The 21,972-nt window shown below is 46.1% G+C and carries 21 protein-coding genes; 9 read left to right on the forward strand and 12 right to left on the reverse strand.

The window, feature by feature from the left end; genetic code table 11:
- Positions 1 to 278: 278 nt before the first annotated feature.
- From QUA00_RS07910 to QUA00_RS07925, 4 genes are all read right to left on the reverse strand, one after another.
- On the reverse strand, positions 279 to 755 hold the full coding sequence (locus QUA00_RS07910) for a DUF732 domain-containing protein (protein WP_333307456.1): 477 nt from the start codon (positions 753 to 755) through the stop codon (positions 279 to 281).
- Positions 756 to 945: 190 nt separating this feature from the next.
- Positions 946 to 1,566: a cupin domain-containing protein gene (locus QUA00_RS07915; protein WP_333409266.1), complete on the reverse strand. Its 621-nt coding sequence runs from the start codon at positions 1,564 to 1,566 to the stop codon at positions 946 to 948.
- 144 nt (positions 1,567 to 1,710) lie between these two features.
- Positions 1,711 to 2,277, reverse strand: coding sequence for a sigma-70 family RNA polymerase sigma factor (locus tag QUA00_RS07920; RefSeq protein WP_333288130.1), 567 nt, complete (start codon positions 2,275 to 2,277; stop codon positions 1,711 to 1,713).
- A 572-nt stretch (positions 2,278 to 2,849) separates the two neighbouring features.
- A complete protein-coding gene (locus tag QUA00_RS07925; RefSeq protein ID WP_333141050.1) occupies positions 2,850 to 3,029 on the reverse strand; it encodes a hypothetical protein in 180 nt (59 codons plus the stop codon).
- A 222-nt stretch (positions 3,030 to 3,251) separates the two neighbouring features.
- On the opposite strand from QUA00_RS07925, the gene QUA00_RS07930 reads away from it, so the two are divergent.
- From QUA00_RS07930 to QUA00_RS07940, 3 genes are all read left to right on the forward strand, one after another.
- Entirely contained in the window at positions 3,252 to 4,466 is a 1,215-nt protein-coding gene (locus QUA00_RS07930; RefSeq protein ID WP_333141052.1) for a DUF4331 domain-containing protein, read from the forward strand.
- A 191-nt stretch (positions 4,467 to 4,657) separates the two neighbouring features.
- On the forward strand, positions 4,658 to 6,064 hold the full coding sequence (locus QUA00_RS07935; protein ID WP_333409267.1) for a tetratricopeptide repeat protein: 1,407 nt from the start codon (positions 4,658 to 4,660) through the stop codon (positions 6,062 to 6,064).
- A 263-nt stretch (positions 6,065 to 6,327) separates the two neighbouring features.
- Positions 6,328 to 7,830, forward strand: coding sequence for a HoxN/HupN/NixA family nickel/cobalt transporter (locus QUA00_RS07940; RefSeq protein ID WP_333409268.1), 1,503 nt, complete (start codon positions 6,328 to 6,330; stop codon positions 7,828 to 7,830).
- Positions 7,831 to 7,950: 120 nt separating this feature from the next.
- Here QUA00_RS07940 and QUA00_RS07945 read toward each other — a convergent pair whose 3' ends face one another.
- The 3 genes from QUA00_RS07945 to QUA00_RS07955 form a co-directional block, all read right to left on the reverse strand.
- Entirely contained in the window at positions 7,951 to 8,391 is a 441-nt protein-coding gene (locus tag QUA00_RS07945) for a DUF6918 family protein (protein WP_333141058.1), read from the reverse strand.
- Positions 8,392 to 8,953: 562 nt separating this feature from the next.
- Positions 8,954 to 9,136, reverse strand: a complete 183-nt coding sequence (locus tag QUA00_RS07950) for a hypothetical protein (protein ID WP_333409269.1) — start codon at positions 9,134 to 9,136, stop codon at positions 8,954 to 8,956.
- A gap of 47 nt (positions 9,137 to 9,183) precedes the next feature.
- Positions 9,184 to 9,489: a hypothetical protein gene (locus tag QUA00_RS07955; RefSeq protein ID WP_333141061.1), complete on the reverse strand. Its 306-nt coding sequence runs from the start codon at positions 9,487 to 9,489 to the stop codon at positions 9,184 to 9,186.
- A gap of 18 nt (positions 9,490 to 9,507) precedes the next feature.
- Between QUA00_RS07955 and QUA00_RS07960 the strand changes: the two genes are divergently transcribed.
- From QUA00_RS07960 to QUA00_RS07970, 3 genes are all read left to right on the forward strand, one after another.
- Positions 9,508 to 11,220: a Ycf66 family protein gene (locus QUA00_RS07960; protein WP_333409270.1), complete on the forward strand. Its 1,713-nt coding sequence runs from the start codon at positions 9,508 to 9,510 to the stop codon at positions 11,218 to 11,220.
- A 309-nt stretch (positions 11,221 to 11,529) separates the two neighbouring features.
- Complete coding sequence (gene cobQ / locus QUA00_RS07965) at positions 11,530 to 12,996, forward strand: cobyric acid synthase CobQ (protein ID WP_333409271.1); 1,467 nt, start codon at positions 11,530 to 11,532, stop codon at positions 12,994 to 12,996.
- Between the two features lie 103 nt (positions 12,997 to 13,099).
- Positions 13,100 to 13,336 carry a 2Fe-2S iron-sulfur cluster binding domain-containing protein gene (locus QUA00_RS07970; RefSeq protein ID WP_333098507.1) on the forward strand — a complete coding sequence of 79 codons (237 nt, stop codon included), beginning with the start codon at positions 13,100 to 13,102 and terminating at the stop codon, positions 13,334 to 13,336.
- 130 nt (positions 13,337 to 13,466) lie between these two features.
- Here QUA00_RS07970 and QUA00_RS07975 read toward each other — a convergent pair whose 3' ends face one another.
- Positions 13,467 to 14,801, reverse strand: a complete 1,335-nt coding sequence (locus QUA00_RS07975) for a hypothetical protein (protein ID WP_333409272.1) — start codon at positions 14,799 to 14,801, stop codon at positions 13,467 to 13,469.
- A gap of 96 nt (positions 14,802 to 14,897) precedes the next feature.
- Here QUA00_RS07975 and QUA00_RS07980 point away from each other — a divergent pair, with 96 nt between their 5' ends.
- Entirely contained in the window at positions 14,898 to 15,686 is a 789-nt protein-coding gene (locus QUA00_RS07980) for an SDR family oxidoreductase (RefSeq protein ID WP_333409273.1), read from the forward strand.
- Between the two features lie 90 nt (positions 15,687 to 15,776).
- Here the strand turns inward: QUA00_RS07980 and QUA00_RS07985 are convergent, their stop codons facing one another.
- Genes QUA00_RS07985 through QUA00_RS07995 form a run of 3 tightly spaced genes read right to left on the reverse strand, consistent with a single transcriptional unit; the run spans position 15,777 to position 16,638 of the window.
- Positions 15,777 to 16,181 carry a transcriptional regulator gene (locus QUA00_RS07985; RefSeq protein ID WP_333409274.1) on the reverse strand — a complete coding sequence of 135 codons (405 nt, stop codon included), beginning with the start codon at positions 16,179 to 16,181 and terminating at the stop codon, positions 15,777 to 15,779.
- Positions 16,165 to 16,464 carry a type II toxin-antitoxin system HigB family toxin gene (locus QUA00_RS07990; RefSeq protein ID WP_333288150.1) on the reverse strand — a complete coding sequence of 100 codons (300 nt, stop codon included), beginning with the start codon at positions 16,462 to 16,464 and terminating at the stop codon, positions 16,165 to 16,167. Before QUA00_RS07990 ends, QUA00_RS07985 begins: the two co-directional genes overlap by 17 nt.
- Before the next feature lie 45 nt (positions 16,465 to 16,509).
- Entirely contained in the window at positions 16,510 to 16,638 is a 129-nt protein-coding gene (locus QUA00_RS07995; protein WP_333409275.1) for a hypothetical protein, read from the reverse strand.
- Between the two features lie 319 nt (positions 16,639 to 16,957).
- On the opposite strand from QUA00_RS07995, the gene QUA00_RS08000 reads away from it, so the two are divergent.
- Both QUA00_RS08000 and QUA00_RS08005 read left to right on the forward strand, forming a co-directional pair.
- The gene (locus tag QUA00_RS08000) at positions 16,958 to 21,001 is read left to right on the forward strand and encodes a tetratricopeptide repeat protein (protein ID WP_333409276.1); all 4,044 of its coding nucleotides are present in this window, start codon (positions 16,958 to 16,960) and stop codon (positions 20,999 to 21,001) included.
- Positions 21,002 to 21,013: 12 nt separating this feature from the next.
- Positions 21,014 to 21,523, forward strand: a complete 510-nt coding sequence (locus tag QUA00_RS08005; RefSeq protein ID WP_333409297.1) for a hypothetical protein — start codon at positions 21,014 to 21,016, stop codon at positions 21,521 to 21,523.
- Here QUA00_RS08005 and tnpA read toward each other — a convergent pair.
- Positions 21,417 to 21,869 carry an IS200/IS605 family transposase gene (tnpA, locus tag QUA00_RS08010; RefSeq protein WP_333105181.1) on the reverse strand — a complete coding sequence of 151 codons (453 nt, stop codon included), beginning with the start codon at positions 21,867 to 21,869 and terminating at the stop codon, positions 21,417 to 21,419. The two genes, QUA00_RS08005 and tnpA, sit on opposite strands and share 107 nt — an antisense overlap.
- Between the last annotated feature and the right edge of the window lie 103 nt (positions 21,870 to 21,972).

A 21,972-nucleotide genomic window follows, 5' to 3' on the forward strand; every position in this document is an offset into this window, starting at 1 on the left:
TCCCCCTTGCACTCCTGTCAAATCAAAACTGAGATGCTGCCTTACCCAAGGCGAACTTAACGTTAAACCCATAGTCCGGCTCTTGTTGAAACCCCTGCCTCAAAGCTAAATTCCTCGCTATGAGGACTAATGAGTTCTTCAGTCCTCTTAAGAGGACTTTCGCTATGAGACAGGGAATTCATTCCCTGGCGGAATGCCGGGTGAACGGGAGGAATGGCGGACTAAAAGCTTAAGTTGACACTAATATGCCTTACCGTGTCCCTACAGATTTCATGATATTACTTACTGGCTAATTCCGGGCAATAATGATTGGCGGCAAGGGTGGTAATAATATCCGTATCGGCGAGAAAACTTTCTTTGGCAGTTGGATTTTCGATACTGACAGCTTGCCCGATCGCTCTTAATTTAACTTCCGGCAGAGAAAGTCCCGATTTTGCTTCCGCACACATTCTTTTAGCGGCCGCAATTTTTTGACCAGGGGCCCTTCGGATTGCTTGCAGTAAATTGTCCGTTGCTTCGGGAGAGTAGCTTTTTGCTAAGCGTTGATAGTCTTCGAGAAATTTCCCATCGTTTCCTGTCAGCTTAATGTCGGATTCTTGGGGCGAACACAACAAATTTAAGTTAATTACTTCTCCTACTGAATTGACAAGAAAACATCCTTCGCGTTCTTGGGCGCTCGCGCTTTGGTTGCTGGGTACAAATTGTATAATAATAACGGCGGACAGAACAGCAGTTAAACGCGAGTAATTTAGCATGGGAATTACGTGATATATTTGGGATTCTTAACCGCCGAATGCGGAGCAATGTGGTGTTTTTGAGTTAGAGCGTGTCCGGTAAATTAACCGAAATAATTGTAGGGGCGGGTTTCACCAACCATCTATACTTCTAACTAAAAATCTACATAAATCCGCCCTCCAAGCTGTCGGCAATTCAACAAAAATAATATCAGACGAACATTTCGTTGTCTAGGGAAGTTTTCATTAACAGCAAACATCCCCCTTGTGTGAGGGGCGAATGTGTGGAATCGGGAACCGATCGAATGTAGTCGCCTTGATGGCAAATTTCCCCTTCTACAATTAAGTCTCCTTCTAATACAAGCACTTCCTCCGAGGCAGCGTGTCGGTGCATGGGAAATGTTACTCCAGGTTCTAGGCGCATCAAGCAGGTAATTTCGCGCTTTTTTTTGTCAATGTAAAGCTTGCCGAACGAGACTCCCGGAACTCCATAAGATTTCCATTTGACATCGTGCGATCGCACTATTAAAGATGGAGTATTGTTCTCGGTTGGGGAAGTAACAATTGGCTTTATATTGCCTGATTCGGCCAGGGTGGGCGGCAGTTGGGCTATACGCTGGAACAGGCGGTTTTTGAGGTCGGGGGCGACAGGAACTGGGGGGGCTGTGTAGGCGATCGCGGCAATTGTGGATTCCAAAGCAGCTAATTCACTTGTAAGTTCTGGGGACTCTTTCAATTTCTCTGCAAATGCGCCACGTTCTGACTCGTCGAGGGTATCGAGAGCTTGAAGGGCTGCAAGGATTGTATACTCCTCGTCTGGCATCATTTCCATCTGTTTTCCGCCATTAATTGTAATTCAGCCTAGGTTAATTTTAAACTTGAAATTGGTCTGCAGCCCTCGCACTCAAGATGGATGATTGGAGATGCCACAATTTTAGATTAATGTTAAACAACTTAAATTTTGTTTTTTGACTATCTAAAATTCTTCGCTCAAAGCTTGACGCAATTTGGAAAGACCCAACCGAATTCGGGTTTTGATTGTACCTGTCGGGATACCAGTTTTAGCTGCGATCGCCGCGCAAGTCAGCCCTTGGTAGTAAGCGAGTTCGATCGCCTGTTGCTGTTCCTTTGGCAGTTTTTCTAAGGCTGCTTTGACTTGTTCCCTGCGTTCTTTAAACATTGCATCTTCCATCGGTTCTGCAACGCTAGAGATGGGTACTTTAGCCTCTTCCAGACAAGCTTCAGCAGCCCGAACTGTTCGCTGCACAGCTCGCAGCCGATCGAGGGAACGACTGCGGGTAAGCATGAACAACCAGGTATCTGCTCGACTGCGAGAAGGATCGTAAGTTGCTGCTTTTTGCCAAATTTGGGAAAAAACATCGAGTACCACTTCTTCAGCTTCTTCTACCGAACCCAGGATTTTGTAAGCGAGAGCGTAACTTGGGCGACCGTAGCGATCGTAAAGTTTAGCTAATGCCGTTTGGTCTTTCTGGGCAATCTGCACTAAAAGCAGCGATTCATCGCCTGACTTCTGGCCTGTCATCTCAGTGTACCGAAAATTTTTGTTTTGACTGCACAGATCCAAAATTAAAAATTCGGCGTATATCACTACAGAACATAATTGTAAGTTTGAAGTTGGGGTACAAACTGGAGTATGCCTTTTCAGGCTAATTTTGTCGTGCTTTGAATTGTAAAAATCCCAAGTCATATTGGATTTTACCACCTAATTAATTATTTGGTTGAGACTTAGCAATCCGCTTTATGCAGAACAAAAAAATCCCTGAGCGTGAAGAGTCTATCGATTTTCGATTTTCGATTTTCGATTTTCGATTAAAGAATTGAAGCATTGACCCCCCGGATAAATTCGGGGGCAAGTTTCATCGGATACAGGTTTTTTATTTCTGGGTTCTGAGTCTGCGAAGGAATGAATCCGGGGGCTTGTATCCTGGATGCTTTCGGTCAAAACAGCGCCATTCACTCGTTCCCAAGCTTTGTTCGATCGCTCCCAATAAGAGCCTGGAAACCCCTCTAAGCGAGGCTCTGGCTCCGCTCTATCGAGGGAAGCCGTGTCTGGGAGCAGGTCTTCCCAAGCATAGTCCGGGAACGAGTAAATCCTCAATTACCCACTTTTTTACAGAAATTAGTCTGGCAGCACAGATCCAAAATTGCCAAACCTTCGTATACCACCAATAGGAGAAGGCTCAGCAACAGCGCCAAAGCCCGACAGGTTGGCAGATTGCAACCTGTTGCTACAAAAGTCCAACCCGCTAATACCAATTTAATGTGAAGTTTCACATATCTCGATCCCCCTAAATCCCCCTGATTGTTGGGGAGTAGGGGTTGACTTTGAGAATAATCTTGTCCCCCCCTTGTAGGGGCGGTGCGACCCCTACTCCCCGTGCCCGCCCTCTTGGCTAGGGGGGATCAGATTCTACGGGCCCTCATAAAAAATTGGTATAAGGCCGGTTATTTACCATTGATTTGTGCAAAAATTACATTGAAATAAAGGTGCTAACTGTGAAGCTCACAAAAAAAATTCGCCGAACCATACTAGCTATTGAAGTAGCTCTAATTGCTCTATTAACTCCAGGGATAATTGTCGCTTCTGACCACGACGACGGCGAAGTAGATATCAAAGGTCGCGCTGTAAATTTAACTGACCTGTACGTATATCGCGAAAAAGACCAAAACTCCGGTGCTGCGGACGGGGATTTAGTATTTACGATGAATTCAAATCCCAGGTCTGTCGCCCGTTATCAATATTATTTCAGCACTACAGCCCTCTACCAATTTCACATCACCCAGGTAGGTGACGTGAATTCTACACCTACTGGACGTTCGGATATTATCTTGCGGTTTGCCTTCAGTCCGCCTAACAATAGAGGTATGCAAGCGGTAGCTGTAACTGTTGTTCGCGGTGGCTCGGAGACTGTTGCTAAGACTACTGTTAACGGCGGGCTAATTGCTACAACTCCGCTGAATTCTAATGCTGTTTTGAATACAGTACCTGTGGGCGGTTCTAACTTGACTGTATTTGCGGGTTTACGCGAAGACCCATTTTTCTTTGATGTGGAACAATTTTTTAGAGTTCGCGCCGCAGCTTTGGGAACGGGGCCGCGCACTGCTTTTAAAGAACCGAGTCAAGCGATCGACTTTACTAAAGGTTACAACGTCAATACAATTGCTGTGCGCGTTCCGAAAGCGTTTTTGCAAGCAGGAACAGGGGCAAATACTTTTGATGTTTGGTCAACAGTTTCGATCCGGGATGGAGCTGGCGGTTTTAAACAATTCGAGCGTTTAGCAAGACCTGCAATTAATGAGGGTTTGATAGTTACTCCCGCTTATCTGGAAGCATTCAATAATATTCCTCCCAGATCGGATTTGAGCGCTGCTGCTGCTCCGGTGCGGCAGGAAGCTGTTGCTACTCTGAATGCTGTGGATCTTTTGGACGGTCGGGATAATGTCGATCCAAATGCGATCGCCGGAGCTTTCTTACCCGATGTCATGCGGATCGATACCACAAAAACCAGCGGCTACGCTAGCGCTACCAATGCTCAAGGAAGCTTGATCGGAGGTCGTATGCTGATGGATGACGTTATTGATATCACTCTGGGAGCTTTGGTAGGTTCTCCGGTTGGTGATAACGTTTCATATAACGGAAGTCCGGGAAATCCGGCTCAGGGACACAAACCTTTAGAACCGACTTTTCCTTATTTGGCTTTGCCTAATTAGTCAGTTGACAGTTGACAGTTGACAGTTGACAGTTGACAGTTGATGGTAGTCAGCTCTATGAATGTAGGGTGCGTCGCTATGAGATTTTTAATGAAACTTGCAGATTATAGATGGCGACGCACCTTACCACAATAGAAAAGGCTTTTTTTGACCGCAGATGAAGGCGGATTAACGCAGATGAACGCGGATGTATGAAAACTAAAATTAAACCGGAAATAAAATCGGATATTTTCTCGTGGTGGCTGCTGGGAGTGGTTCCTTTAGTTGGGATGGTAGTAGTGAATTTACCTCCTAACTTGCGTTTTATTTCAGCAACTTTTTCTAACAAAAGCCCCGAAAATCTCGATACTAATTACCGCTATCATTTTTCGGAAAGTTTGAGAAATAATCCCAATCAAAAGGAAGCAATTCAACAAGAGATTGCTTTTTACCAGCAGCGGTTGGCCGTTGATTCCCGCAGCGGTTTGAACCGGGCGTCACTGGCGGGATCTTATTTAAAAATGGCTCGCGCTACTGGGGAGGGAGGTTGGTTTTTATTGGCAGAACAAGCGGCTCAAAGGTCGATCGCCGATTTGCCTTTTGACAACCAAGGTGCGCTGTTAGTTTTAGCTCGAATTGCTGAGGCGAGACACGATTTTGCTACTGCTTTGCGCTTTGCTAAACAGGCGGGTTCTGACAATGAAGATGCGATCGCCCTGGAAGTTACATCTCACTTAGCGATGGGAAAAGTGAGCGAGGCAAATGCAGCCGCAGAAGCCTTAGTTAACCGGATTCCTAACTTGGGTTCTCTCACTTTGAGAGCTTTAGTGAGAGAGTCTCAGGGCCGAGATGCTGAGGTTTTGCAGGATTACCGGCAAGCAATGGCGGCGGAGGAACCGGGAGAGGTTGCTGGTTCGGCGCGGGCCCGATCGCTCTTGGGTCGATTTTACGCGCGTCGCGGGCAGTTTGTGCAGGCGAAAGCGCTGTTTTTGGAGGCGCTGCGGTTGGTGCCGCGATACCCGCTGGCGCTGATTTATTTGGCGGATTTGGAGACGCGGCAGGGCAATTATCGGGAAGCCGAAGGCTATTACAGCAAGGTTTCTGCCTATTCTGGCGGAGTTGCGACGGTGTTCGATCGCATTGTCGATCGCGGTATGGCGAGAGTTAAAGAGTTCGAGGGAGATGCGATCGAATCCCGACGACTTCGCGACAAAGCAGAAGCGGGGCTGCGACAGGAACAGGTTTCTGGATCTGGCGGTTTTGGGCACCGGCGCGATTTGGCAAGTTTGCTGCTGGAAAAAGGTCGATCGCAGGATGTCGCGGAAGCGCTGGCGTTAATGCAGGAGGAGGTGAAAATTCGGCGGGATGCTGTCACGCTGGATACTTTGGCTTGGGCGCTTTCCGCCGCTGGGGAATGGCAAAAGGCCGATCGAGTGATGGCCGAAATAGTGCGATCGGGCATTCGCGATGCGGGGATGTTTTACCGGGCTGGTGCGATCGCCCGGACTTTAGGTAAGGATGCTGAATCTCGCGCTTTTTTTCAAAAGTCCAAGGAAATTGACCCGACTTTTGACGATCGAGCTCGCCAAGCATTGGGTTTGGGAAGTTATGAATTTTGAGATTAGCTAATAGCAGCCATTCGGCCAAGTTCGCCATTCCCTCAATCCGCCAGGGGTTTCAACCCCTGCCTAAAAGCTTAAGTCCTCTTGCATAGGACTGAAATGCACAATTGTTAAATTTGATTAGCTATTCAGTCGGTTTTAACCGACTTTCGCTATGAGACGGGGATTTCAATCCCCGGCGGCCTTGCGGGTAAGCGCGCTGGAAAAATCACAACAAACACAAATAATTCATCATAAAATCACTAAAGAAACAGGGATTTATGCAGTACAAAATGAACCGAATTTTCCAATTATTTATCCTCTTTTTTCTGACACTTTCCTTGTTACTAACAACCTCAACCCGACCCGTTTACTCACACTGGTCAGACTTATCCGTAGCAGAAATAGTAGTCAACGATTTGCAAACCGAAATAACATTAACTTTCCCAACCGGCTTAACAAACTTCGCCGACGACAATCGAGACAGCCAGCTACAGCCTGCTGAAGTTCGTAACCACCAAACACAGCTAGAAAAGTTTTTTAGCCAACAAATCCGCCTCACTAACAGTAGCAATATTCAAGGCTCCGTAGCAGTAAACCCGCTAGAAATAGCAGCTAAAAGCGCCAGTGTTATCCAGCAGCCCAATACCCACAGCACCTTAATCTTAAACTACACCTGGCCCGCACCTTCTCAAGATAAAACCCCCGATTTACCTGACTCAATTTCCATCTCCAAACCAGAGCAATTGCGGATTAATTACAATCTATTTTTGCCCGGAGTTCCGACAGCTAGCTGTCAAGCTACGATTGTGCAAGCCGGTGCTGTAAAAAGCTTTGTGTTTACGCCGCAAAACCGGGACTTTTTGTTAGCAGGAAAGGAATCTATCTGGGATTCAGGTTGGAGTTTGCTGCTAGCAGTAGCGGGAGCATTTGCTTGGGGATGCGTGCACGCGATGTCGCCCGGACACGGCAAAACCATAGTCGGCGCTTATTTAGTGGGTTCGCGGGCTACTCCGCTACACGCTTTATTTCTAGCAGCGACCACTACAATTACTCACACTGCCGGGGTGTTTGCTGTGGGCGGAATTACTTTGTTTGCTTCTAACTTAATTGACCCAGAAAAATTAGATCCTTGGCTGAGTTTAATCTCTGGTTTATTAGTAGCCTTCATCGGGTTTAACTTACTGTTATCAAAAATTAAGACTAGGTTGGTAGTGAGGACTGAAGTTATCAAAAAAATCCAAACTCAAATTTTTAATAAAAACTGGTTTTTAAGGAGTAAAGTCCTTACTGCGGAATGTGAAGAACCAGTGAATCTTTTGAGTAGGGGAAGTTGGGAGCGAGAATTTAAGCCTGTAAAACCAGATATATCTCACCACTACCACCATCACGGAGACGGCCGGATTCACTCGCATTTGCCGCCCGGTACTGACGGTTCTCCCATTACTTGGAAAAGCTTATTAGCGTTGGGGATTTCCGGCGGTTTGTTGCCTTGTCCTTCCGCTTTGGTGATGCTGTTGAGCGCGTCGGCTTTGGGCAATGTTGGTTTGGGAATGACGTTAGTGGTAGCGTTTAGTTTGGGATTGGCTTTAGTGCTGAGTGCGATCGGATTAATCTTAGTTTATGCCAAACGGAATTTTGATAAACTGCCTAAACAGATAACAGCAGTCAAATTTCTGCCTGCGATTAGCGCGATGTTTGTAATGTTTTTGGGGTTGGGGATTACCGGACAGGCGATGTTGAAAATATTGGGGGCGAGTCAATGGGTAATTGGCAATGGATAAGCATAAAATTAGGACTCTCCCTCCTAACTACAAACTTACGAATAAGTCTGATTTTAGATACCCGATTTCTGGAAGAAGGCGGGTATCTGGGTATTCTGTTTTTTAGCCGTTGCTCAGTTATCAGGCCGCACTATTATATTTATTAATAATTTCGGCTAAATCCGGTACTCCCTTTTCCACGTAAGTCTTAGCTGAGGGGCGGAGTTTGGCATAAGCGCCTCTAACAACCGCTCTTGTGCTGTTCTCGGCTTTTTTGTCGCTGATCTGGAGCAATTCGTCTGCTACTTCAGCTTTTCTTTGGGCTAGATATTCGACTGGGTTGCCATTGTTTACTGCTTCAGCCCACATCGGATCGAGTGCGATCGAGATTTCTGGCAGAAGTTGATCGACGACTTGGGCGCAATAGTCAGCCCGTATCCCCTTGACAGTAGAGTAGGCAGCTTTAAGAGCCATACCACCCAATCCCGGCGCTGCTGCAACTTGTTTGTCTATCAGCTTTACACAGTCATCAACAAAACTTTCTCTGTTGTTTTCATTCAAGAGAATATCGCTAAGTCCCATTTTCGCTTTCCTTGATTTAATAGTCAATGTGCTTATACCAATTTTTTATGCGGCTGCATAGAATCCGATCCCCCCTAGCCAAGGGCGGGCACGGGGAGTAGGGGTCGCACCGCCCCTACTAAGGGGGGAACAAGATTCTTATCAAAGTCAACCCCCTACTCCCCAACAATCAGGGGGATTTAGGGGGATCGAGATATGTGCAACTTTACAATAAATTGGTATTATTAGCTTCGATCTCAATCTGACATCATATATCTATTTTGATCCTTTAGTCAGGATTACACAAGTTTTTTAAGGTTGGAAAGTCTTTACTTGACAAGCTGATGTTGAGATTTGTCTAGTAGTATGTTATAGGAATTAAGGTTCAATCTGCTAGTCATTATTGACCTAGGGTTTGTAGTAAGGGCTTTAGTCCTTATTAGGTGAGATTAATGAGGACTAAAGCCCTGACTACAAACTGATGAGTTGTGAACAGCCACATAGAAAAGAGGACAGCTCGAAAAAAACATTAGAAAGGCTCTGCCTAAGTCCGATCGCACTTGCACGTATCTTGCACGTATCATTACGATTGGACATTCGGCTTGACGCCTGCAGGTACTGCAACAATGGGAAGTTTCACGGTTTGAGCCGGACGATCGCTCGATCGCACTACCACATTTTTCGGTAATTTCGCGGAAGTGCTTAGTCCGGGAAATATTTGAAGCGATAAGGTTAAGCCGGCGGCTAATAATAGTTTTTCAAACATGGCCTTGTCTCCCATACCTATGCCCTAGGGCATAATTCCTCTTACACCTACAACATATAAACATCTTCAGTCGCTTGGTGCGATCGCACGGGCATAGTTAAGTGACATCTATCACCACTGAGAAGGGGGTGATGGGGATAGGGGGTGTGGGCATAGGGGGTAATGGGCATTAGGGATGTGGGGGAGAGTGGGAAATCTTGACTCGCACTTCTTGCGTCAACATCCGTTGAACGTGTTAAATTCCTTACACTGCTTCCTTGCCAAACTTCCCTACAAATCAAGAATTGTCCTAGAGAAAGAAGCCGTTGAGTCTCTCTCAAAGGTAGAATTAGCGCGTAGAAGTTATTTGACACAGCGGAGGTACCGACAAGATGCTTGCATACATTCTGGCGTTAGCGGTCGGTCTAGGCAGCTTCAGTATTTACATGGCGGCCTTCTTTTTTCCAGAAGTACACCGCAAAAGTGATTTTACCTGGAGCGGGGTAGGGCTTTTTTATGCGTTAATTTTATGGGCTTGTGCGGGACGAATTACTGGTGCTCTCCTGCTTGGTCAAATGGCGGGCGTGGCGATGTTGGGCTGGTTTGCCTGGGAAACTCTGACTTTGCGCCGGCAGGTGACGCCCGTTGCTGAGCAAACGCCGATTCCTCAGTCGGCGAATTTGGCTGCAGGAGGCGTGCCGTTTGCTGGCTTGTTTGCCAAGAAAAAAGAACCCGCAGCGGCGAAAAAACCTAAGTTTGTTCGATCGCCCAAACCGAAAACTGATGTGGTTCCAGCACCCACTCTGGATAAGGGCGAGGTAAAGCTAGAGGAACAGCCGGCGATTACCCCCATAGCTGAAAGTATTGCTGAAAGTGCGATCGACGAGGCAACTGCAGAAAGTTCGATCGCCCCTGACTTGAAAATTCCCGACTCGAAAACACCTGCAATTGCAGAAATACCAGTGTTTTCAGTCGAAACTCCTGCTGCTGAGACTTCACAACCTCCAGCAGAATTAGCCAGCAACTTCACTCCTCTACCTCTACCTCTAGAAATTTCAGAAATAGCCGTTGCACCAAGTGTGGAGCCAGTAGAGGCTCAGCCAGAGCCTCTACAGCAGCCAGAAGTCGATGATTTTGACGAGGAAACAGAATGGAGGACAGCCGTTAAAGAGTCGCAGGCGGCAGCGGCAGCGGCGGCGGCCCCAACGGCGGCCCCAACTCCTCCTACTCCTCCTAAACCAGCTAAAAAAGCCGGCGGTTTCGGTAGTCTGTTTGACAATATCAAAAATAGTCTCGGCGGTATGTTAGGACTCGGTGCGGCTAAAAACAAGTCTGATGCAACTCCCCAGACGCCAAAACCTTCAGCGACTCCAGAATCGATCGCACCTGAATCTAAAATAACGGCAACTCCTGCACCGGGTATCGACCAAATTCTCGAATCCGAATTAGCCCAGGCGGCTGCGGAAGTGGCAGCCGAAAGCAGCAACACTGCTGTCGAAACCAGCCAAGGAGTGCCTTTTCCCACCAATGTTGAAGCAATGGCCGCGTTGATGGCCACAGAAACCGCGAGTTCTGACAAAATAGGGGAAACTCCGATCGAAGATCGATCGTCCGCTGAAATTCAGACACCGCTGGCTGCTATTGGTGAACCGGAAGCAGCAGCAGGCGTACCAGAAGCAGAAGCCCCTGCTTTATCTGTGGAAACCCAGACACCGCTGGCTGCAGTTGATGAACCGCAAGCAGCAGCAGGCGTACCGGAAGCAGAAGCCCCTGCTGTATCTCTGGAAATGACAGTGGTGGAAATGGCAGAGCCTGTAGAGATAGAAGTACCGGGAGAACCTGGGTTGAGCGTGCAGGTGGAAACGGTTTCAGTATCAGTGATCTCGATCGAATCCACAGATAAAACACCATCTTCTGAGGGAGAACAACCGGAATTGATTCGCCCGAATCCTCCCCCTTCCACAGATAAAACACCATCTTCTGAGGGAGAACAACCGGAATTGATTCGCCCGAATCCCCCCCCTTCGGAGCTAGTAGAAGCTGCTCGTGTGGCCGATGAATCCAAGTCTGAGAATGTATCCGGCGAAGATAAGCCGTCATCTTAAGGCAGAAAGCAAAAGGTAGAAACCAGAATTTTGTTGATTCTGCCTTCTGCCTTCTGCCTTCTTACTTCTTACTTCTTACTTCTTACTTTTTTCTTCTTACTTCTTACTTCTTACTTCTTACTTTTTTCTTCTGCCTTCTGCCCTCTTCCCTTTGCCTTCTGCCCTCTGCCTTCTGCCTTCTGCCTTCTTCCCTCTTCCTTCTTCCGACGGACATCGGACTGACATCCGTTACATCCGTTACATCCGTTACATCCGTTACAGAATCCGTTGCCGAACTTCCCTCTTCCTTCTTCCTTCTCCCTTAATATTATGAAAGCAATTATGGTCGTGGGGACAACATCTCACGCAGGGAAATCTTTACTCGTAGCAGCTTTGTGTCGAATCTTTAAACGGCGAGGCTGGCGGGTAACTCCGTTTAAAGGTCAGAATATGGCCCTGAATTCCTATGTCACAGCCGCCGGCGGAGAGATTGGTTACGCTCAAGCAGTGCAAGCTTGGGCTGCGGGCGTCGCACCTTGGGTAGAAATGAATCCGATTTTGCTCAAGCCACAAGGAGACATGACTTCTCAATTGATTGTCAAGGGCCGGGCGATCGCCAATGTGCGAGCATCTCAATATTACGAGCAGTATTTCGATATCGGCTGGCAAGCTATTCGGGAATCTTTAGAATTTCTCAAGCAAGAATTTGACATGATTGTGTGTGAGGGAGCCGGCAGCCCTGCTGAGATTAATCTCAAACACCGCGATTTAACAAATATGCGGGTAGCTAAATATTTAAAAGCTCGAACTTTGCTAGTAGTTGACATCGATCGCGGCGGTGCTTTTGCTCACATTATCGGTACTTTGGAATTGCTCGATCCAGACGAACGAGCTTTAATTAAAGGATTCATTATTAATAAGTTCCGAGGGCAAAAATCGATATTAGATCCGGGCCTGACTTGGCTAGAAGAAAGGACGGGAATCCCGGTAGTTGGGGTGATTCCTTGGATAGACGAAGTGTTTCCCTCAGAAGATTCTCTCGATTTGCTCGATCGGCGTTCTCCCAATTCTCAAACCGACATAAATATTTCGGTCATCCGCCTGCCCCGAATTTCCAATTTTACCGACTTTGACCCCTTAGAGTCGGAAACTACCGTCACCGTCAAATATGTCAGCCCAAAAGACCATTTAGGCCATCCAGACGCGGTGATTTTACCAGGATCTAAAACTACAATTTCCGATTTGCAGGTGCTGCGCCAAACAGGTATGGCAAAAGCTATTCAAAATTATTTAGTAGCTGGCGGTACAGTCATGGGAGTTTGCGGCGGCTTTCAGATGCTGGGACAAAGTATCACGGATAAAGAAGGGGTGGAGGGAGAAAAAGGAGAATTTCCAGGATTGGGATTGCTGCCTTTGAAAACTGCGATGGCACCGAACAAAATTGCCCGCCAACGAATCGTAACATCTAACTATCCTCAACCGGGTTTGCCAGTTTCCGGTTACGAAATTCATCAAGGAAAAACGCAAATCCTAGAGTCAGATTTGACTCAACCGCTATTTGACGATGCTAGTTTAGGCATGGTCAATACTTCTCAATCAATTTGGGGTACATACCTGCACGGCATCTTTGACAACGGAGCTTGGCGGCGAGCTTGGTTAAATCACTTGCGGCAGCAGCGGGGACTCCGCGCATTGCCTACAGGTATTCCTAATTACCGAGAACACCGAGAAACTCTGTTAGACTCTCTAGCAGATACAGTGGAAAAGCATTTAGATATAAAGCATATTTTAGGTTAATTAGTTAACTGTTGACAGTTAACTGTTGACAGTTGACAGTTGACAGTTGACAGTTGACAGTTGACTATTAACTATTGTTTGTTAGAGTGGATGTTCAAATTCAATGACAAAAGTTTGTTTTTTACCAGATAATGTAACAGTTGAAGCGGAACCCGGAGAGCTTTTGCTAGATGTAGCCAAACGTGCAGGGGTTTCTATTCCTACCGGCTGTCTCATGGGCTCTTGTCACGCTTGCGAAGTAGAAATTGATGGCGGAGATACGATTTGTGCTTGTATTTCCGGCATCCCTTACGGGAAAAAGCAAGTGACAATTAATCTGTATGTTGACCCGACTTGGTAATTTTTCAGTTGTCAGTTGGCAGTTGTCAGTTGGCAGTTGGCAGTTGGCATTAGTCATTAGTCATTAGTCATTAGTTAACAGTCAACAGTCAACAGTCAACTGTCAACTGTCAACAGTCAACTGTCAACAGCTAATTTTTTTGCCATTCTTGCTGTTTCTTGCGAGCAGATTGCAGCCATTTTTGGGATTCGGGATAAACAGTTGTGCCGGGTTTGACGGATTCTAATTGATTGATAATTTGTTGCAACTGGCTGAGGGAGTAACCGGGATTTTGAGAATTCACATTTTTTTGCAAGTTTGCCAACAAGCTTTTAGCTTCTTGCAAAGCTTTTGCAGAATCTTTTTCTGCTTCCAGTCTAATCTGGGTAATTCCTAAATCTTTTTGATATTGAGCGAGTTTGGTTTGAGCGTCGAGATACCCAGGGTTATCGACAGAAATCAATTTCAGTCTGTTAATAGCTTCTTGCCACAATTGTGCTATTTGCTCCCACTGTGCGGCGGGATGCGGTGGTTTTTTGGCGGCGACGGCGGCGGAGAGAGCAAATTCTTTGGCAGCTTCAATTAAGTTGTCAGCCTGCACAGAACCGGTGGCGACGCCGCCCATTGCTTGAAAGTCTCTTTCTGCTGCTTTGAGTGTTTTCTTAGCCGTTTCTCCCGCGAGGGTTTCGGCGGGAATTTGATTGAGTTGGTCGATCGCACTTTGCCAATTTACCGTCGCTTTTTGTCTATCCGCAGCAGTTTTGGCTTGCTGATACTGCTGCTTCGCCGCGTTGAGATTTTGTTCGACTTGATTTAACTGAGTAAAAGCATTTTTTTGCTGGAAAATCTGAGCCTCCATGCGCCCGACATTTTTGCGGGCGGCTTGAAATTCATCGACTGTAAACCGCCAACGGCAGCCGAAAAAATTGCAGTAGGTTTGTGGATAATAACCTAAAAACCAAACTGGTAAGGCGTCGAGGTGTTTTTGAGCCTCTTTTGCTTTAATTTCGCCCAAGTCAAAATCAGCGACAGCAGTGGCTTTATTCACCAGTTGATCGGATTGTTCCACAAGGGCGATCGCCTGCCGGTAATTGTGATCCATACTCATAAAACTCGGCAGCAACAATATCGGCATTGTTTTCGCCACGGGCCAGCGAATCAGGGGAGAAGGTAGGTTAATCAGCCAAATTATCCCCGCAGCACTTCCCAGCAAACTCCCAGCAAAGATGATTTTACCGAACAATCCGGGCGGGCGGTTGGCTTTGACGGCAGCTTTGAGAGCTTGTTCGCTGAAGTTGGGAAATTCGTCTTTGAAGGTATCGCGGATTTCATCTCTTGACGCAAAAGTGCCGTTTTGCGATCGTAACTTCTCCAACCGCTTGATTACCATCCGTCGGAACACTTCACCGGCTAGACTATCAGCCGCCGCGCACTTGTCAACTTCTGCCCGCAAAATTTCAAAAGCTCGATCGGTAAGACGCGCCATAAAACTCACCTATTCCCTTTTAATTATTTTACAGGTTCCCGTCAAAATAATTGTTAAAATATATAAAGTTTCTATCAAATAATCCGAATTAAGTTCATGCCCACTGCTTTAATCACTGGTGCTTCTGGCGGAATTGGTGCAGCCTTTGCCGCCGAATTAGCCAAACGCCAGCACAATCTAATATTGGTAGCTCGTTCCGAAGACAAATTGCAACAGCTAGCTGCTCAACTGCAACAGGAATTCAATATTTTGGTCGAAATTATCGTTCAAGATTTGACCGCACCCGGAGCCACAACTGCTGTATTTGACGCGGTTGTTAAAAAAGGTTGGACGGTTGATTTGTTGGTGAACAATGCGGGTTTTGGCGATTACGGTGCTTTTGCCGATCGCCCGCTTGCGAAACAACTAACAATGGTGCAACTAAATATTGTAGCATTAGTTGAACTATCGCACTTATTTTTGCAGGGAATGCGGCAGCGAAAAGCAGGAAGTATCATCAATGTTGCCTCCATCGCAGCTTTTCAACCGATGCCGTACTTGTCAATGTATGCAGCTACTAAAGCTTTCGTTCTGAGTTTCAGCGAGGCACTTTGGGCTGAGAACAAAGATTTAGGAATTGGCGTTTTGTGCCTTTGTCCAGGGCCGACAGAATCGGACTTTTTTGCAGTAGCTGAATTCCCTCAATCAATGGCATCCAGCAGCGGGCAAAAACTCGTTCCCGCAGCGGAAGTAGTGCGAGATGCTTTGAAAGCTTTAGACAAAAATGAGTCTAATGTTGTGACAGGGGGAATTCCCAATCAAATCATTGCAAATCTGCCTCGATTGATGCCGCGAGAACTTTTGGTGAAGTCGGTAGAAAAGGTGTTTCGGGCGAAAGAGGAATAATCGCGATCGTTGTTAGATACCAGACTTGGGGGAGAAGTCGGGTATCTCGCGTGCACCAGCATTCGGAAATCTCCCTCGATACACGATCGGCTATTTAAACAGAAACAAACCTGGATTGACGTGAAAAAACTTTCCCAAAGCTTCAGCTTGTTTTTTAGTAATTTCTAGCTGACCGTTAATGAGTTGAGTTACCATCTCAATTGTACCAATAATTTCTATTAAATCTGCTGGGTCTAAACTCCTAGCCTCCATCAAATGAATAAGTCTTGACTGGGGAGTTGAAGCATTTAGTTGATAGTGATTTTCTTCAAAATCCTCAATTAGTTTGACTAAGAGTTCTAGCAGAGTATCTTCTTCGGGAGTTAGATTTTCCCGAGAGAGCAAGCTTTCAACGATTTCTAAGAATATCTCGTTTTCATCTTCATTTTTGATGATGCGCGGTTGATATTGAGATAGCAAGCTGCTGTATTTGTCCGAGTCAAAAGTAAGGGTCATTTTTCCAGTTGTCTTTGTCATATTCTGCATGAGTCAAAATGTACTTAATATAAACAATTTGCTTTTGATAGTTAAGACTTACGATTAAGCGATATTTATTTCCTTTGATGTTAAAAATTGTAAAATTTCCAACTGCTTCAGCTTGAGGATAAATAGTTTGAACTTCAATAAGTTTAGTCCAGTTGGCTTGACTAGCAATTTTGTACCAGTCATCGAGAGCCTCGCAGGAATCAGCATGACTTTGGCAGTAGTCTCTTAATTTTTTGCGGCTGATAACGTGCATTTAGCGATCGTTCAGATGTTTTCCAGATATCTAATTTTATCAAATTTAAGGTCGATCGCCCCTAACCCAAATTTTCCCAAAAGTCGATCGCACATTCGGGCCACCAAAATCCCCGCCACCAAAATCCCCGACGCTACCCCACAAGTCCGCCGGGGGTTTCAACCCCCGTCTCATAGCGAAAGTCCTCTAAAAGAGGACTGAAAAGCAAATTAAATAAACAATCAAGTATTTGTCACCATAATCGATTATTTGTCACCATTCTTCAGTCGGTTTCAACCGACTTTAGCTATGAGACAGGGGTTTCAACCCCTGGCGGACTCGCGGACAAACAAACGACCCCCTGGACAAACCATCGCACCCACGGACAAACCATCGGGCCGACGAATAAACGATAAATCCCCGTGGTGTTGCAAATATTGTCGCCCAAATGCGAGAACCCTTACAAAAAACTTGGCATCGCCCGCCCCAAACAGATGAGTTTCACCCATAATAAATGAATGGATCGCACAATCCCAAATCCCAAATCGCCATGAACTCCGAACGCCAACAAGCCTATCTCAACCTGATAAATCAACTGCTAACCTGTCCCAGCGGCGAAGAAGCGGAGGTATTAGAGACTCACCCGGAATTGCTGGATGATGGCTTGGTGGCGGCAATGCTAGAAGAGGTAGATAATCTTAGAGAACAAGGCGAACTAAATAATGCTAATCGGTTGAAAAGATTTGCAGGGCAACTGAGGGAAGCTCTACCGAAAATAGCACTAAAAACAGAAGCAGATAAACTGTTTGAACAAGGCAAGCAGCAATATAGAATCTGTCAAAATCCTGAAGCTTTGCAGTCTTGGGAACAGGCATTAACGATTTATCGGGAAATTGGATATCGTGAAGGAGAATTTAAGTCCCTCGGTAATTTGGGCGATGCTTGCCAAGACCTAGGGCAATACCAGCGGGCGATCGAATTTTACGAACAGTTTCTAGAGATTTCACGGGAAATCGGAAATCGCAAAGGAGAAGCTAATTCCCTCGGCAATTTGGGCAATGCTTGTGAATCCCTAGGGCAATTCCAGCGGGCGATTGGATTTTACCAACAGTCTTTAGTGATTTCATGGGAACTAGAAGATCGTCAAACAGCAGCTAAGTCACTCAGTAATTTGGGCTCAGCTTACGATACTCTAGGGCAATACCACAGGGCGATAAAATTTTACCAAGGGTCTTTAATGATTTCACGGGAAATCGGAAATCGTCTAGAAGAAGCTCTTGCCCTCGACAATTTGCGTTCTGCTTACTATTCCCTAAAGCAATACCACAAGGCGATCGAGTTTTGCGAACAGTATTTAATGGTTTCACGGGCAATCGGAAATCGCCAACTAGAAACTGCGGCCCTTGGCTGTCTGGGCAATGCTTACAAATATTTAGAGGAATACCAGCGGGCGATCGAGTTTTACGAACAGTATTTAATGATGTCACGGGCTATAGAAAATCGCCGACTAGAAGCTGCTGCCCTAGGTTGTTTGGGCAATACTTATAAATGCCTGGAACAATTTGACAAGGCGATCGAGTTTTATGAACTGTCTTTAGTGATTAAACGGGAAATAGGTGATCGTCGAGGAGAAGCTGGTTGCCTCGACTGTTTGGGTAACGATCACTATTCCCTAAAGCAATTCGACAAGGCGATCGAGTTTTATGAAATGTCTTTAGTGATTAAACCGGAAATAGGCGATCGTGAAGGAGAAGCTGATTCCCTTGGTAATTTGGGCAATGCTTACAGCCGCCTGAGACAAGTTGAGAAGGCGATCGAGTTTCACGAACTGTCTTTAGTGATTTTACGGGAAATAGGAAACCGCGAACGAGAAGCTGGTTGCCTCAACGATTTAGGCAATGCTTACCGTTTTATAAGTCAATTTGACAAGGCGATCGAATTTTACGAACTGTCTTTAGTGATTTTACGGGAAATCGGCCATCGAAAAAAAGAAGCTGATTGCCTCGACAGTTTAGGCATGGCTTACTATTCGCTGGATCAATTCTATAGGGCGATCGAGTTTCACGAACTGTCTTTAGATATTTCACGAGAAATCGGATATCGCCGAGGAGAAGCTATTTCTCTTGGTAGTTTGGGCTTAGCTTATCAATCCCTAGGGCAATACCATAAGGCGATCGAGCTTAACGAACAGTCTTTAGTGATTAAACGGGAAACCGGAAATCGCCTAGGAGAAGCTGCTTCCCTCGGTAATTTGGGCTTAGCTTACCTATCCGTAGGGCAATACCATAAGGCGATCGATTTTAGCGAACAGTCTTTAAAGATTGAACGAGAAATAGAAGATCGCGCTGGAGAATCTATTTCCCTCGGCTGTTTGGGCTGTGCTTACTATTATCTAGGGGAATACAACCGGGCGATAGATTTTGATATACAAGCTTTAAAGATATCAATTGAATTAGAAGACTGGGAAGGCATAGCTAATTCCTCCGGAAACTTGGGCTTAGTTTACTATTCCCTGCGGAAATTGGATAAAGCGATCGAATTGCACGAACTGTCTTTAAAGAACCAACAAAAAATAGGATCTCGCAAAGGTGAAGCTGTTTCTCTATGCCATTTGGGGCTGGATTACTATTACCTGGGTCAATTAGACAAGGCGAGCGAATTTCAGGAACAGTCTTTAGAGATTTCACAAGAAATAGGATATCGTCGAATAGAATCTGAGTCTCTCTATATTCTAGGTGCAGTTTTTTCTCAAAAAAAGCAACTCCCAGAGGCTGAAGTAGCACTTCGTGCCTCAGTCCAAATTCGTGAAACTCTGCGTTATGAGTTATTCAATGATGACCATAAAGTATCATTTTTTGAAACCCAACTATCTGCCTATCGTCTGTTACAACAAGTCCTAGTCGCCCGATCTAAATTTGATGCAGCCTTAGAAATATCCGAAATGTCGCGCACCCGTGCGTTCGTTGAATTATTGTGGCAAACCTTATTAACAAACGATTTGCCAGCCAATGAAGACACAGATAGATTATCAATTACCCAAAAAATCCAACAAATCGCCCGCTCCAGAAACTCCACAATAGTTGAATATTCGATTATCTCGTATAAAGAAATTTACATCTGGGTAATCCAACCAAACGGCAACATCACTCATCGCGCCGCCAACCTCGAACCCCTCAACCAACAAAACCAAACCCTCAAACAAATCATCCTCAAAACCCGCGTCTCCATCGGCACCGATGAAACCGACGACGAAGGCAAAAAAATTCAGCTAGAATCCCAGTACAATCGAGACGAAACAGGCCGCTTTCCCCTCTTGCAACTCCTCCATCAAATCCTGATCGAACCCATCATCGACTTGCTGCCCGTTGATGCCAATTCCCCCATCATCTTCATCCCCCACTACGACTTATTTTTAGTTCCTTTCGCCGCCTTGCAAGATAGCAACAACCGCTACCTAATCGAAGATCATACTATCCTCACCAGCCCATCCATCCAAGTATTAGAAATCACCCGCGAACATCAAAACCGAGTGCGAGGATTGAGACAAGCCGCCCTAATTGTCGGCGATCCAACTATCGCCCCAAAATTCAACGAAAACCCCTACAAACTCCGCCAAATCCCCAGGGCCAAAGAAGCCGCCGAAGCCATTGCCGCAACTTTAGGAACCCAAGCAATTAGCGGAGAAAATGCCACGAAAGTCGCCATTTTAGACAGAATGCTAAACACCCGCATCGTCCATTTATCCGCCCACGGACTCCTCGACGATTTCCAAGGTTCCGGCATCCCCGGCGCGATTATTTTAGCACCATCAGGAGACGACGACGGCGCAATTCATGCCGTGGATATCCTGCAATTAAAACTCGATTCCGAACTCGTAGTATTAAGCGCGTGCAGCACCGGGCGCGGTAAAATCACCGGAGATGGAGTTGTCGGATTATCGCGTTGCTTCATTCTCGCGGGAGTCCCCAGCATCATCGTTTCCCTGTGGAATATGGGAGTGATATCAGCCAAATTACTAATGACTGAATTCTACCAAAATTTAGCACGGGGCGACAATCGAGCAGCGGCCTTGCGGTGTGCTATGCTAACCACAAAAGCTCGATTTCCGAGTCCCATAGCTTGGGCTGCATTTACCTTAATTGGCGAAACCGAAACTTTACCACTGTCAACTGAAAAAACAGATTTAAGGAGATTAGTAATGTCACTTCCCGATGATGCGAAACCCGAAGAAATTGTGGCGGCTTTCATTAAGTTATTGAAAATATCCGAGCCGCAATTTGTCGCAGAATTATCAGCGATTGATGTTGGTTCGACCGATAATGTAAATGTTATCGCTCAAAAAATCAAGGATTGGTGCGAAAGCCGGCCTCAAATTGAAGAGAATTTGGAGAACGAAATTTATCAGGCGGGTGCGGGTGGTACTGATAGCGATGCACCGGAGGAAATCGTGAGGGAGTTTTACGAAACGCTGAAGGAAAATAAGATTCGACTGGGTTTGTCTGGGTCTTCTGTGGTGGTTGAAACTGATACTTTGGGCACAGAATCGACCGCTGAGTGATTGAGGTATCCGGTGATTGATGCCCCGGTGATTGAGGCCCCGGCGATTGTTGAGGCCCCGGCGATTGTTGAGGCCCCGGCGATTGACACCCCGGCGATTGTTGAGGCCCCGGCGATTGACACCCCGGCGATTGACACCCCGGCGATTGGAAATCGCGGCTACACAAACGATGTCCGCCTACGCGGACGAAGAAGGTATTCGGAGATGAGAAATCACCGGGTGGAATCTTCAACCCGCGTCGGCGGGTTTTGTTTGTGTAGCAGCGGTTTCAACCGCCGGGTGATTAGAAATCACCTGGTGGAATCTTCAACCCGCGTCGGCGGGTTTTGTCTGTGTAGCCGCGGTTTCAACCGCCGGGTGATTAAAAACCGCCGGGTGATTAAAAACCGCCGGGTGATTAAAAGCCGCCGGGTGATTAAAAACCGCCGGGTGGATTCTTGGAACTTGCAAAAGCAGGATCAGAAACGAATTCCCAGTCAGGAATCATTGATTTTTGACGGTGGTGAACAGCCTGATTTCTGATATAGTTAGCTACAGTGTCGATCGCATCACGGCTAACCGTAAACGCCCCATAGCTACCTTGCCATTTAAAAAAAACACCCGGTTTAAGTTCGTGAGTTACCAAATGAGAAGAACTACCTTTAACTTCCTTAATAATTTCAGATACTGTCAAAGTTGACGGAAAACCTATTAGCAAGTGTACATGATCTTCTATACCACCAACAGCAATCACAGTACATTTTAAGTTGTTACATTTTCCAATTATAGCTGCATAAATTGCTGGCTGAATATCGGGAGTAATTAAAGGCAATCTATCCCATGTTGCCCAAACATAGTGTAGATACAACTGCGTGAAATTTTCTCTCATTTCTCGTAGAATATATGAAACTTCTATTCAACCCGCGTCGGCGGGTTTTGTCTGTGTAGCCGCGGTTTCAACCGCCGGGTGATTGAAAATTACCGCTTGATGA

Origin of the sequence: Microcoleus sp. T2B6, assembly GCF_036700475.1 — a bacterium.
Classification (GTDB): domain Bacteria; phylum Cyanobacteriota; class Cyanobacteriia; order Cyanobacteriales; family Microcoleaceae; genus Microcoleus.